Annotated in this window: 14 protein-coding genes; 1 reads left to right on the top strand and 13 read right to left on the bottom strand. The window is 54.1% G+C overall.

Annotated elements, in window-relative coordinates:
* Positions 1-322: hypothetical protein (locus Q0816_RS23630; RefSeq protein ID WP_298855327.1), on the top strand; the 322-nt coding region annotated here is incomplete at its 5' end.
* 27 nt (positions 323-349) lie between these two features.
* On the opposite strand, the gene Q0816_RS23625 is transcribed toward Q0816_RS23630, so the two are convergent.
* The 13 genes from Q0816_RS23625 to Q0816_RS23565 all read right to left on the bottom strand — a co-directional run bounded on the left by Q0816_RS23625 (position 350) and on the right by Q0816_RS23565 (position 13,516).
* The gene (locus Q0816_RS23625; protein ID WP_298855324.1) at positions 350-631 is read right to left on the bottom strand and encodes a hypothetical protein; all 282 of its coding nucleotides are present in this window, start codon (positions 629-631) and stop codon (positions 350-352) included.
* 119 nt (positions 632-750) lie between these two features.
* Positions 751-963, bottom strand: a complete 213-nt coding sequence (locus Q0816_RS23620; protein ID WP_298855321.1) for a hypothetical protein — start codon at positions 961-963, stop codon at positions 751-753.
* Between the two features lie 49 nt (positions 964-1,012).
* Positions 1,013-2,134, bottom strand: a complete 1,122-nt coding sequence (locus Q0816_RS23615) for an alanine/ornithine racemase family PLP-dependent enzyme (RefSeq protein WP_298855320.1) — start codon at positions 2,132-2,134, stop codon at positions 1,013-1,015.
* On the bottom strand, positions 2,131-3,330 hold the full coding sequence (locus Q0816_RS23610) for a DUF1611 domain-containing protein (protein ID WP_298855318.1): 1,200 nt from the start codon (positions 3,328-3,330) through the stop codon (positions 2,131-2,133). The genes Q0816_RS23615 and Q0816_RS23610 overlap by 4 nt, the downstream gene beginning before the upstream one ends.
* 912 nt (positions 3,331-4,242) lie before the next feature.
* Positions 4,243-4,596 carry a hypothetical protein gene (locus tag Q0816_RS23605; protein ID WP_298855316.1) on the bottom strand — a complete coding sequence of 118 codons (354 nt, stop codon included), beginning with the start codon at positions 4,594-4,596 and terminating at the stop codon, positions 4,243-4,245.
* A gap of 649 nt (positions 4,597-5,245) precedes the next feature.
* Entirely contained in the window at positions 5,246-6,271 is a 1,026-nt protein-coding gene (locus tag Q0816_RS23600; protein ID WP_298855314.1) for a fatty acid desaturase, read from the bottom strand.
* 48 nt (positions 6,272-6,319) lie between these two features.
* On the bottom strand, positions 6,320-6,526 hold the full coding sequence (locus Q0816_RS23595) for a cold-shock protein (protein ID WP_298855312.1): 207 nt from the start codon (positions 6,524-6,526) through the stop codon (positions 6,320-6,322).
* A 737-nt stretch (positions 6,527-7,263) separates the two neighbouring features.
* Positions 7,264-7,674 carry a hypothetical protein gene (locus Q0816_RS23590; RefSeq protein ID WP_298855309.1) on the bottom strand — a complete coding sequence of 137 codons (411 nt, stop codon included), beginning with the start codon at positions 7,672-7,674 and terminating at the stop codon, positions 7,264-7,266.
* A gap of 76 nt (positions 7,675-7,750) precedes the next feature.
* Entirely contained in the window at positions 7,751-7,888 is a 138-nt protein-coding gene (locus tag Q0816_RS23585; protein ID WP_298855306.1) for a hypothetical protein, read from the bottom strand.
* 338 nt (positions 7,889-8,226) lie between these two features.
* Positions 8,227-11,574: an adenylate/guanylate cyclase domain-containing protein gene (locus tag Q0816_RS23580; RefSeq protein WP_298855304.1), complete on the bottom strand. Its 3,348-nt coding sequence runs from the start codon at positions 11,572-11,574 to the stop codon at positions 8,227-8,229.
* A 320-nt stretch (positions 11,575-11,894) separates the two neighbouring features.
* Positions 11,895-12,149, bottom strand: a complete 255-nt coding sequence (locus Q0816_RS23575; protein ID WP_298855301.1) for a methyltransferase — start codon at positions 12,147-12,149, stop codon at positions 11,895-11,897.
* 19 nt (positions 12,150-12,168) lie between these two features.
* The gene (locus Q0816_RS23570; RefSeq protein WP_298855299.1) at positions 12,169-12,609 is read right to left on the bottom strand and encodes a hypothetical protein; all 441 of its coding nucleotides are present in this window, start codon (positions 12,607-12,609) and stop codon (positions 12,169-12,171) included.
* Between the two features lie 28 nt (positions 12,610-12,637).
* Positions 12,638-13,516 carry an alpha/beta hydrolase gene (locus Q0816_RS23565; protein ID WP_298855297.1) on the bottom strand — a complete coding sequence of 293 codons (879 nt, stop codon included), beginning with the start codon at positions 13,514-13,516 and terminating at the stop codon, positions 12,638-12,640.
* Between the last annotated feature and the right edge of the window lie 14 nt (positions 13,517-13,530).

Genomic DNA, 13,530 nt, shown 5'->3' with positions numbered 1-13,530 from the left:
CGACGGTACTGACGGACCGCCGCCATCAACGCAGAAAACACTTGCAATGCAGGCGCCACCCACACAAGACATTCACCCGCAGTTTGTCATGCTGCAGCGCGGCCCGTCGAACCTGCCGTTCGCTGCAAACGCAAAACCTCAGGCCAGCCAAATTCGCACAATACCGACAAAGTTAGCATTTGCAACGCTTGCACCAATGATTGCTTTTTGGGTGTTCATGGCCCAGTTTCTCGGCAAAACTCACACCCAAAACAATCTATTCTGCTGGAAACAAATAAAAGAGCTTTCGGTCGAGGTCGTGCCGCATTCGAGGTGCAATTAGAGTGTAAAGCTAAAGCCAGATAGATATCTAAAACTCGTCAAATTCCGGGACGTTGCCAAGCCGAATGAGGAAACTTGGCGACCCGACTTCGCCACTGTTCGGATCCTCACTGACCATGTAGGCATCGGCGCCAGCGCAATCGTCGGATTGCGCTTCTCTTTCTGCTCTGTTTTGTGCCTCCGCTGCCGTGGAGTATTCAAATTGTTTGCCAATTTTCAGGCTTCCTTGCCCTCCGCGTCCTGGCTTCTGTTCGACATATGTCTGGCAGATATAGTGAACTTTTTTTGAGCTCTCATCTGAGAGTGTCATGACAAAATCCTTGAAACGAGTACGGGCGCTACTGATGCATGAGATAAACAGTGCTCGCTAGCCACTTTGTTTGTGTTTCGCTCAATCAAGTCGCGTGGAGAGGAGGGCCAACGTTCTTGTCACCGATTTTTGACGGGCTTCGGCGGACTGGCTTCAGATGGTGTCTTCGCATCCCTTTCGAGCCGAGTTTTGCGAAGCCGAGCGTTCTTGATCTGTCTTTGCTCTGCTTCTTCGTTGACCATTTCCCGAACGACTCGCGTTGTTTTTTCCATCGGCGTTTCCGCCATGGGAACGTGTGCATTGAAGAGAGTTGCTTTTTTCGGCTTTGCCAATGGTTATTCTCCTATCCGTTTCCAACGGCGCATTTATCAGTTAAGTATTTCAAATTGATGCCAGGTGATTGCCTGGTCCTTGAGAGACACGCGCGTGTCGTGAAGGACTGCCACGGAGCAGTTTTGTCTGAACGTCAGGAGCAGACATAGCTTTCATCAACGCACTATAGTTCATTTGGAATCTCATTTCCGTTCCCACGCTCTGCGTCGAATTGTAAGTGCCGACGACAAGATGATCGCTTGTTGCACCGATGAGTCTATTTCCAGGGGGCATAGAAAGCCCAAAAACGTCCGTATCTTGCTGACCAATGGCGAGGATTAGTTGTGTGCTTTGTCCGCTTTTTGGGACAAGGTGAAGTCTTTTGAATACCGGGTCGCAGATACTCTGAGGGTGAGTTGCAGGTTTGGACCCTGTTTCAATGACCTCGGCGACAAGCGTAAAGGCATCCGTATACATCCCACCTATCTGATCTCCGGATACCGGATCAACGCCCAGAAGTATTGCTTCCCCCAGCCTTAAATCGTTGATGCGCCCAGCTGGGTGTCCACCCAGGGCCCAAGGAAGGTTGGCCGAGTTACCGCCAGATACCGTCTGAAGGAAGGGACCACACTGCCCCTCTGTGTCATTCGCCAGGGCAGACAAGGCGCCCATGTCTGCGGCATTCGGGGCAATTCCACTCAGACAAGCGAAATTCGCTCCGATGCCCTTCAGCGCGACACCTGGCATATCCACCACTTGCTGTGCAATTGAGCCGAGGTATTTTGGCATGATCCCTTCGCGCAGATCGCCCATCTCAACCATCAGGATAATTCCGTGAATGCAGTCTTTCCGGATCGCTGCGGCGGCCAGAGCGGTAATCACGAAGATCTCTGTGTTGTAGCTTACCTCACAGTACTGGACGACCTGATCGACCTGGCTCAGCGTTGGTGTACGGATCAAGGTGATCGGGCATGTCATGCCCGCATTGCGTAACTTCCGCACGTTGCTAAGACGCGCTTCTGCAAGCCCCGCAGCGCCACCATCCAGCATGGCCCGAGCGATGGTTGGATGCCCGCACACTGCTTTGGTCACACCGGTGACGCTGATTCCGCGAGTCTTGAGGCGCCCGATCACAGTCTTTGCATTATGGCGTATCTTGCTCAGATGCACCTCAATGCGGGGTGTACTCATATCGCAGCCACAGGCGTGGATTGATGCAATCCAGGATAGGCGGCGACAACCATTGCAATCAAATGCGATGCCGGCCGGCTAAGTACATCCGTTACGGGCAGCCCGAGTATTTGTGACTGTGCGGCGATAGTGTCGGTAATTTCGGCCTCAGACATCCCCTCGTGATTGAGCGTGATGCCGATGACTTTTGTGTCAGCAAACGCTTCGATGAGGGCAATCTCACTTGCAGGCTTGGGCATTGGCATATTGGGAAAATCACAGCGATGTGCGCGCTTTGGAGCGTGTTGAAGGATCACGGCGTCCGGCTGGCTGCCCCGCAGGATAAAGGCGGATGTGCAGAACGCTGGATGACTCAACGCCCCTTGACCTTCGATTAATATGACGTCGGGTTGTTCAGCCTCGGAAGCGTCAACAATCGCACCTTCAAGCTCACCGCAGCAGAACTGCGGCGGTACGGCATCCATTGCTACACCATGTTTTGCGCCCTGCATCAAACCCGTCTGGCCCGTACCAACAAGAACAGTCTTGATGCCTCTCGCGTTCAAGGCGCGGGCCAAGACGGTCGCTGTTGTCCGTTTTCCAATGGCGCAATCGGTTCCAAGAACCGCTATGCGCAGCGCTTTCACACCTGCAATACTCCCGTCGAACAGACGCATATCCTTGCTGGGTTTAGGTTTTCGAATATCTCGGATGGTGACTTTGCGTTCGGCCGCAAAAGACGCGATCTCAGGGTCATCGCTCAGATATTCATGCAATCCACTGACGATGTTCATACCAAGTGATATCGCGCCGAGAACAACGTCGCGATCTGTCGATGAGAGTCTCCCTGTAGATGGCGCCATCCCGTAAATAAAGGCGTTGGGGATCTCGGCTTCATGGGCAACAGCAGCGTCCAGACTGCTGAAGACCGGAATGTGGTTTACTGTACCGTCAAGAACCCGCCCGCTGTCTTCACCGTCGTAGTTGTTATCGATGACAGACTGAATCCTGTAGGCCTCTGAATGACGAACGAGGCCATTTGCAGTTTTTCCATCGATGTTGGCGAAGTTACCTTGGCAATAGACAATCGCAGTTGGCGGCAAGACGATCTGAGTGGCAGAGGTTGATCTTACGGGTTCATCGCTGGTCAATGGCGGCGCTTGTGCACCACTGACGGGACGACGGATAGTGTTTGCCGCGTTAAAGTCGGTTTTCATGATGTTTCCTTTATGTGGTCGACGCCGAAGGCAACGCTGCCGTCACCATCGGGTAATGAAGTCGAGAATATCGTGCCGCGCGCTCAGTTATCGAGAACGCACAGACCTTTAGACAACTTGAAATTCTTGTTGCAGTCCCAACGGTTTCCGGACCTGTCGAGATGGGCATTCGCAGGAAGGTCTATTACTTCACAGCTCACACCTGAGGCTGCGTATCCCCGCTCGCACTTCCATCCCGTGCCGTAAGTTGCATCGTCGAAGTAGGCATGTTCAGGGATCACAACGGGCGCGCATAATCCATCCTGTGCAAAGTATCCACGTTCACATGTCCAGGGTCGGCCGTATCCTGATGAATTCAGATAAGCGTTGGTCGGGACTACAATGGCAACGCAAAGGTCGTCCAATGCTTCAAACCCACGTTTGCATTCCCACGCGGGCCCATAGGTCGTAGCTGCCAGGTAGGCGTTTGCGGGCACGACAATTTCTTGGCACGTGTCGTCGATTTTTTGAAAACCGCGAGAGCAATGCCAGCGCTCACCTGATGGATCAAGAAACCCACCATCGGGTACAGTTACCGCAACACAGGCGGTATCATCGTTCTTGCGAAAACCATGAAGACATTCCCAACCAGAACCATAGGTGCGGTTGGTCGGATACGCATTTGCTGGCACTATGACAACGGCGCAGACATCGCCACTCAGCCTATACCCGGCGTTACATTTCCAGCCGTCACCGTAGCTCTTTGCAGTGGCATTTTCAGGCACAGGTTGCGATGTGGATTGAGCATATGCAGGCGTTGAAGACAGAAGCAGAGCACAGATTGGGAGCACAATCAGAGCCGCAATCATCTGAATGCCTGGTGACAGATGTGCTTCCCAAATCGTCCGACAGAGTTGCGGCATTGCCTTTGAGTTATGATCCATCCAGCTCAAGCCCCGCGATACAGGCATCTGCAAGGTCACGGCTTGGCGTTTCCGACCCCGGCAGCGTAGCCCAACCCGTATCCATCATAGCCTTGCGGCGACTGAAGCCAGAGGCCTCTTGGAGGGTTAAGATGATTTCTTCTCGCTTGGGGTCAGCAGCTGACCTGTTCAGGCAAACCGGCACCATCGCGAGCGTCACTTCTTCGCTTGCATGATCCTTAGCCAATTCTTGAGCGCCACCGCTGGTTGTCCACCCGCCCCAGGTAAAGCCAAGGATTGAGACCGCAATCGCACCACACAAAGCACCGTAGATGCCTGGTTTCGTCCATTCTGGAAATGTCATTTTAGATCCTCTGGCGGAGAAAGCGCTGCCGCGCTGTTTTGTGTCTTTTTGCGCAATCTTGGTCTCGCGCCAGGGCCATTCCCAAGGCGCGATGACCGATAGGCGCAGTTCGAGCTACTGAAATTTCATTTGATCAACGGTTGCGTTGTGGTTCTTTGGCAAGCCTTCGGTGCGTCTCATCACCACAACGGATCAAAAACGTCACACGCGATGTGGTCGTGCGCGAAAACATCGGCAACCTTCCCAAACATCAGATCCAAGTAGAGGACGTGACAGCTGAATTTTCATGATGGAAGAACTTAGTTCACTCTAGCAGGCGATACGCCTAGGCCGCAGAAAACCAGAACTTTAGTGGACTTAACATAACCACTTGGCGACGGTATTACAACGTTCGTGGGCCTAACGCTTTTTCCAAGGCCCCGGATGTCGATGAAAGAACTGGATTCAATCTGGCATTCGCCTTGTGTATCGGCAAATTCGTGACCACTTATGTAGCCTCTTTAGCATGCCACTCTGAAGCCGACATTCGTTGCATCACAAAGAACAGGTAATGAGGGCTCTGACTGATCTCCACCGTCTAAAGGCCGTTCGAGCCCTTGGTGAGGATACAATCGAAGCATACCTCGTGCGCGCCAGACTACATTGAAAGTTATGCAGTTTTGGCGTGCGATAACGCCTCAGAAAATGTCAGCAGGCGTTGACGGCTTTCGTCCCAAAGGTGCAGCCGCGCACAGTGCAGGCTTTCATAGAGTGTAATGCGCTGACATTCGGCGAGTTCACCATGATCGCGCAGCACTTCATCAAGTCTGTAAAAAGGTATCCGGCTGGCCATGTGATGAACATGGTGCACACCTATATTCGCAGTGAACCAGCGTAGAGGACCAGGTAGGGCATAGTGAGAGCTGCCATAGAATGCTGCATGCTGTAGTTTCCACTGCTCTTCGTGTTCCCAGGTTGTGTGCTCGAATTGATGCTGGATGTAGAAAAGCCAGACACCGATTGAAGCAGCTAAAATCATAGTGGGGAGAAACACAAACAACAGTGCATCCACACCTCCGACCCAATAGACTCCACCCAAAACAGTAGCTATCACAACGTTTGTCGCCATTGCGCTTAGCCAATATTGCCAGCCAGCATGCATTAATCCGACGGGCAGCCGATATAGGATAAAAAACGTATAGATTGGGACGACGCCAAACATGAACAATGGGTGTCGAACCAAGCGATACAAGGCGCGTCCGATCCACTTGCGGTTCACATATTCGTCGACAGTCAAGGTTGGTAAGTCTCCGATACCGCGCCGATCCAGATTACCGGTTGAAGAATGGTGAATTGCATGGGTTTGGCGCCAGACATCATATGGTGTGAGCGCCAGAACACCCAGAAACCGGCCTGTCCAATTGCAAAGTACACGGCTTTTGAAAAACGCCCCATGACCGCAATCGTGCATGATTATGAACAAGCGGACCAGGAAGGCGGCATTCAATATTGCCAGCGAAGTGGAGATCCAGACGCTAATGGACAATGCATGCCACGCAGCGATCCATAACACAACAAAAGGTATAACAGTGATTGTCAATTCGAAGACACTGCGTCCGGTGTTCGGTGCGCGGTATTGCGCGAGAACTCTAGTCCAATCCTGAGGTTGCAACCTGGTGGCCCTCCGATCTCTCATCGGACTTAAATGTCCAAACGGGCACCCATAAGGGTGCCCATAAAACGTTTAGGCCAGCGCCAAGTTAGCGGCGTTATCGCGCCCGTCACGACCAGATTCCAAATCAAAAGTGACCTTCTGGCCATCTTGAAGTTCACCAATGCCGGACCGCTCAAGCGCCGAAATATGTACGAATACGTCGTTCTTGCCATTTTCCGGTTCAATGAAGCCGAAACCTTTGGTTGAGTTGAACCATTTCACGGTGCCATTTGCCATGGTGTAAGTCTCCTAATAACAGCCGCCCGCACTATTGCGACGGCTCGGCGTGGTCGGTCTGAATCGAAAGACTGAACGCCGATTTTGGGAGACAGCAGGTCGAAAAAGAAAAACGTTAGCCCAGTATAGATGGGCTGCTGGGGAGCATCAAACAAGCCTTGATCCCCCGAAGAGTTGCACGATCTTGAAAAGATTAAGCTAACCGATGGGCTGGTACGGAAAATCAGGGTGAAGAGGTCTTATACACCAATAGCATCGCCTGAAATATGATCAAGCTTGGGCGGTTGCACTGTTGTCAGAAATTAACGACGCCGAGTTAACCCAGGTCTAACCGACACACCGTTTCGCCACGCGCTCAGCCCTTTGCAGCGCCGACAAATCCGCTCTCCGAACCCTTCGCTCCAGAACGGAGTTCTGCAACGTAGGCATGCGCGTTCCTGCGGCACGTCATTTAGGGCGCGTTCCAAGATCGCTTCTGTATCGTTGTCGGCTTCTTTCATCAGTTTATAACCTTGGTTTCAGTTTGGGTCACTCAGTTACCCCTTAAGAAAGAGTTGAGAAAAAAGCTCTCCCGTTGCTTGGAGATCGTGCCGGAAATGCCAGGTTCAAACGAACGAGAGGGGCCGCCTGCAATTCGAGGAGCGATTAGCGGTACGGACAGGCATTTCTTCATTCTCAGCTATTTGGACTGCGAGGGCGTCTTGGAAGTCGCATCCGCATTTTGAGCGTTTGGCTCCTTAATCCCGTGATCCGCTGGGCGACTCTGAAATATCCGATCTCGAGTAAAGGTGTCGAAGTCGAGTCTCGGACACACCATCAGCTTCCATGATCAGTTGCACCATCGGATCGGCCAGAAGTTGATCAAGTAAAAACTTCGACAACTCTTTCTTGGTCAATTTGTCCTGTACACGTGCACTGTCGAGATCAGCCAGAGAAACGGTCAAGGTTCGCGCCAACCCGGGATGGGTTTCACGGGGGTGCAGGTAAACCAATACCGAGGCTTTCCAGGCTTCTGGATCCAAATAGTCGGGCGGTGCAGAAAGCTCAGTTTCTATTTCGTACTCACCAGCCGGGAGCATTTCGTCAAAGCCCGGGAATGTGAACGGTCGGGAGAAGATTGCGGTGGTCTTACTGGTAATCTGGTCCATTTGCGTACGTCTCCTTAGCTGATACCGCTCGTTCGGAGACGTATTCAAGGACAAGTCACCCACTCCCGGCAGGGTCTTATGAACTTTGACGCTTGGGCTTTGGTTCTTCGGGGCCGACGTCAGGTTCCTCGGGAGCCAGTTCTTTTTTCGGCTTGTCCGCATGATTGGCCTTCAGCGCGGCATCCGCTCTGGTCGTCAGGTCTTTGAAAGACATGCTTTCGATCCTTTGATTGTCCGCAACACTTTCATGCCCAGGATGAGCGCGAAAACCAATTGCAGCTAAAACTAATATAGTGATTGGGGGCTCAAATTACTACGTAATGCCGCAGATTAAGACCTTTACTGAGGCCCGGACCAATTACGTTATAGCCCGACAGCGTACATTCATTTCGGGGATGGGCGATCATTGTTTGCAGCGATGTATTCCGGCAGAGCTTTCTCCCTACGGACTACCTTTGCAACATCGGGCGCAAACCATCACAGAGACACTTCCGGCTCCTGCAATGGATTTATGCTGGATGCGTTCATGGCTGTGTCGCCGTTGCCACGGAGTTAGGAGAACTCATCCAGAAGCCGTTTTGCCTCGGTGAGATCCGGGGTGTCTTGTCCCTCGCTGAACCAGGCATAAATCGGGGCCAGCAACACCTGAGCGTGGCTGGTTTCACCCTCGTCTCGCATCAGGCGTGCAAGCCCAACCGAGGTGCGCAACTCCCACAGTTTGGCATTCTGCTTCCGGGCAATACCGAGCGCCTGGAGATACAACTTCCTGGCAAGGATATTTCCGCCTAAACCGGCCCGTTCAGAGTCTCCGAGCATCCGAAAAATCTCGGCGTTGGCCCACCGTTCTGAACCTTGATCGGTCATGGTAATGACTTTGTCCCGCGCCTTTACCGCATGCTCATACCGGTTCACGGCCAACAAATTGCCGACATGATGGGAATAGAGGAAAGGCACATAAACATGCGTGTTTGATTCTTCGCATCGAGCCATGCCTTCTTCCATCAGATCGATGGCTTCTTCCGGTTGGCCCCTTGACGGCAATACAGCCGCAAGAACCAGCATTGCGATCCCCTTCCACATCACTAACCCATGCTCTTCCGCCACCTGGATCGCCCGGCGGCTGAATTCTTCGGCCGTTTCGTGCTTGCCAAGCAGCCACGCCAGCATGCCGTAGTGGGTATAGGCGTAACCGATGGTGTTTGAATGACCCAGCTGTTCGGAATGCTCAGGAACTCCGATCATCTCTTCCCATGCCATGGTCGGGAAACCGCGAACGGCCAGACCAATCGCACGGTAACACCGAAGACCCAAATGAGGACTTTGACCGTACTGCCGCGTGAGATCCGACTCGCGTTCCGGGTCGTACAGTTCAAGCACTCGTTCGTAGTCTCCCTCTGCACTTTCAAAGGCACCGGTCATCGTTCGGCTGAGATAAAAGGACCGGGCAGACATGAACAAATGGTCTGGGTTTTGGTCACCCGTTGCCGCGTCGAACATTTCCTCGGCAATTTCGAGCGCGTTTGCCTGTTGGCCGCTGACGTGAGAAATGACCCAATTGCCATAGTAGATCGGGAACCGGTGTGGTGAATCGCCGATAGAATTGACCAGGCGGCGCGCCTCGGCAAAACCGTCAACCGTAATGGGATGTGCATAGCCGCGCCCAGCCATGTTTGTATGGTTGAGCCGCAGCAGTAGCTCTAGTTCCCGGTCTCTGTCGCACTCGCTGTCCATTCCACCGCGCACCAGACGCAAGGCGCTCTCGAAGTGGTTCACGGCTTCGCGGTGGGCTGGACGCGCAAACGCATCGTCACCGGCCTGTGCCCAATACCGGATCGCCTTTTCCGTCTCGCCTGCCTGCTCGGCATGGTAGGCGAGGATCTCTGGCTGTGCGTCATCTTTTGCCTCAAGCGCCGAGAGCAGGTCGACATGAATTACCTGGCGACGTGATTTAAGAAGGCTCTCGTAGGCTGCATCACGCACCAGCGCATGCTTAAAAAGATAGTCGGCTTCTGGGGGTGTGCCACGACGGAACAACAGTTCCGCTTCCACCAGGCGATCCAGCGCCGCCGCGAGTTCACCATCCGAGTGGGAAGTGATAGCAGCAAGCGTTTGGTACTCGAAGGTCCTGCCGATCACAGATGCGATCTGAGCGATTTCCTTGACCGGATGCAAACGATCCAGGCGCGCCATCAAACTGTCGTGCAATGTTGCCGGAATGGACAGTGCGCTGAGCGGTCCCGTCAGCACATAGGCACCGTCCTCCTCACGCAATGCGCCGGACTCCAGAACCACTTTGGCAACTTCTTCGACGAACAACGGCACACCGTCGGTTTTGGCCGCGATCTCGTCGAGAACTGGATCGGGCAGAGACTTGCCCCCTCCGACGCGCGCCACAATGTCGGCAACCTGGGAACGACCCAGTCGATTTAGCATCAGGCGGGTAACAACCGGATGACCGCCAAAGCCATGCTCGAACGTAGGGCGAGCGGTCATGAGAACCAAGATGCGCGAATTTGCGACCGAATTCAAAGCCAGCTCAACGAGTTCCAGCGTTGTTGGATCAATCCAGTGGGCATCTTCAATCACGAAGCAAACAGGCCGAGCCTCTGCTAACCCCACGAGCTGATCGATCAAAGCCTGAAGCAGCCTTGAACGCAATTGTTCCGGGCTGAGGTTGGACGCGCCATAGCGCGTTTCCGCGTCAAGTGCCAACAAAGGTGCAATCAACGGTGCGTGGGCAGCCGTGTTTGACGTGCCTTGCCTCAGCAAGGTTTCAAGCTTGTCGAGTCTCGCGTCGTTGTCGTCTTGCGCAGCGAACCCGGCAGACAGGCGTAATTGCTGGATCGTTGGATAGAGGGCGCTATCGGTGTGGTAGGGCGAACACTGATAGCGGATTTTCGTGTGATCTTGGTCTCGCACCTCGTCGAACAGGGCTTGTGTAATACGCGATTTGCCAATCCCGGCCTCACCCGTCAGCAAGACCATCTGGCCTTCGCTTTTACTTGCTTGCTCCCATCGCTCCATCAGCAACGCCAGTTCCTGGTCCCGACCAACGATCTCTGACATGTTCGTCGAATCTCGTCCCGCAAATCGGCTCTCCAATGTCCGTTCACCGACCACGGCATAGGCGGCGACTGGGGCAGCCAAGCCCTTTACATCGTGCTGGCCCAGGTCTTCGAGTTCAAACAGGCCACCCAGTAACCCACTTGTCGTTTCGGCCACCACAATTTGACCCGGTTTCGCCAGCGCTTGAAGGCGCGCCGCAAGGTTCGGTGTGTCGCCCACCACTGCTTCTTCACGCGCCGACCCCTCGCCGACAAGATCGCCAACCACAACCAAGCCGGTCGCGATACCCATCCTTGCTGCCAGCGGCGTTCCGTCCGGCGCACTTAGACGCTCAATGGCCTCAAGCAATGCCATGCCAGCACGAACTGCTCGTTCAGCTTCATTTTCGTGTGCTCTTGGCCAGCCGAAATAGGCCAGCGCACCGTCCCCCATAAACTTGGCCACGTGGCCGTCAAGGCGCGTGATCTCGCCGGCAACGGCATTCTGGAAGCCCCGGATCACTTCCCGCATTTCCTCGGGATCGAGCCCTGCTGAAAGGGATGTTGAGCCGACCAAGTCCGCGAACATCACGGTCAGCTGACGTCGCTCTGCGGATTGATCAGACGCGGGAACCGAGGGGCTGCTTTCATCTACGGACGCTTCAGGGCTCTGTTGTACCAACTTGGCCGCATTCGCCAGAAACCGACGACGGGGGCCAAGCGGCAACCCCAGGTCTTTCAGATCCTGCTCGGTGACGTGGGGAAGATCCAGAAGGGCGACCTCGTTTTCCACCAGCAAATCGGCATATTTTCCAAGTTCAAGCCGCTGCAGCCACTGTTTGAGATCTTCCACCATTCGCGCCCCCTTTGGGCATCCTAGCAGATAGCAAGGATTAGGCGAGGCATTGCCGATTACGGCCCGACCGTCTTCCGCCGGATCTTGTTTGACGCGTAACAGACTGAAGTTTCAGCCGACATTTTCACTTGGCAAGCACTCCATGCCGCAGTCACATTGCTATTGTGTTCGCTCCGGGCCCCATCGGACGTCGGGTGCAGCGTGGCATGGCCCCTGCCCTTCGAATTTGTGAACCTCGAACACGGCCCAAACCGGACTCTCAGCCCGTCGCGCTACTGCTGCGGTCGCAGCCTTCATAGCGGACATTAATCGAGTTCGATTTAAGTGCTCCTCGAGCCATAAAGATAGTCCATGTCGGGTTTTTCCGTCGCGTAGTAGTGCACCCAGATGTAAGCGTGGCTGAATGCTGCAACGACGAGTGCGGCCGCAGAGTCGAATCCAATCGCAATCGCCCAAAACAGTAGGAACGCATACACATACATGCCGTTGTCTGTGTAACGGAAAATGCCATCCTTGACCAAAGGCATGCCGCGATAGCTCTCATCGAAATGTTCGCCGCCAGCGGCGCGAGACATCCCGAAGTAAAGCCTCCCACTAATCATCGCGTAAAGCCCAGGTAGAAGAAGGATTAATGTCAGTGGAACCCAATATCATTGGTGTCAGGCCCAGGCTACCTTGGTCCAGGACCGCCAACCATGTTAGCGTCACGAAGCGACCAGCGAACAGCAAGAAGAACACCCACAGAAAGGCCGGAAACCCAACCGAACGGCAGATCGCCGATGATCTCAGCTCGAGTCGCCACGCCGCCCATACCCAAACTTGATGCAGGATGGGAAAAACGATAGCGATCCAAAATTCCCGTGGGCTGGGTTTGCCAATCAAAGACCAGATGAAGGCAGCGACTGCCAAAAGTAAAACGAGACCAGCGAGATGGAGTGCCTGGCCTTTCCACAAGCTGGGGGACGAAGAGTTGTCTGGCTCAATAATCATGGAACAACTCAACAACTTGGTCGAGCCGATGTCGAATAGATTCACGGCCCATTCCGGTCGCTCGACCTATGTCTCAGATGCTGCGGTCGCAGCTCGCGTTGCCGACATTCGCTGCGGCTGCAGAGAAAATTTGTTTTCGGGAACCGTGATGAAGCACGCTGGCCAGCCAGGGCAAGAAGGCCATCGGGTCTTTTGCGGGCCAAATGTGATCGGCGCCGACAATAGCGTGACCGCGCACATTTGTGAGACTCGCGGCAGCTTTGCTTGGGATTGTCCAAACCTCCCCTGATTGCTCACCCCACGCCACGTGCACCGGCATCGGCAGAGTTTCAAGTTCAGAAGCTGTTACCGAAGCAAAGCGATGCTTGGCGCTGAGCAGAGGGATCAGCGTATGCGCATTGTCCATACAGATCTGGCAAAGGTCTGGCGTGAGTTTGTCGAATGTGTCCGGCCCGCCCACCGCACTGATAAAGGCCTTCAACACTTCGATTCCGTTGCCCTTTGCGGCGGCATCTGTGACAGGTAGAAATGTTTCCAGCATGCTCAATTGATGCATCGCGATATCAAGAGGGTTGCTGGTCAGGCTCGTCGAGCTCGGCTCATAGACTGCAACGCCCGATATCAGGTCAGGCCTGTCGACGCTCAGGCGCAGGGCGACATTTGCGCCATAGGACCACCCCACAACAAAGACCGGGCCGCAATCATGGCTTTCGATTATGGAGGCAAGATCATCTGCATGGGTTTTCTCGCAGAACTCCAACGTGGTTACTGGCCATTCGGATGGCCCGAACCAGCGTAGGGTCGGAGCGATGCATCTGTACCGCTGTGAAAGCATCTGTACGTGAGGTGCCCAGATCCGATGATCGCAGGCCGCACCGTGGGCGAACAAAATGGGTGCTCCATTCCCGCGATCAATGCAGGGAAAATAATCGGCTGATACATGTTTGGTCATGAAACTGACTCCTT

The sequence above is a fragment of the uncultured Ruegeria sp. genome (assembly GCF_947497005.1).
Taxonomy (GTDB): domain Bacteria; phylum Pseudomonadota; class Alphaproteobacteria; order Rhodobacterales; family Rhodobacteraceae; genus Ruegeria.
The sequence above is the reverse complement of the archived record's forward strand: the minus strand, read 5'-3'. Positions and strand labels throughout refer to the sequence as shown.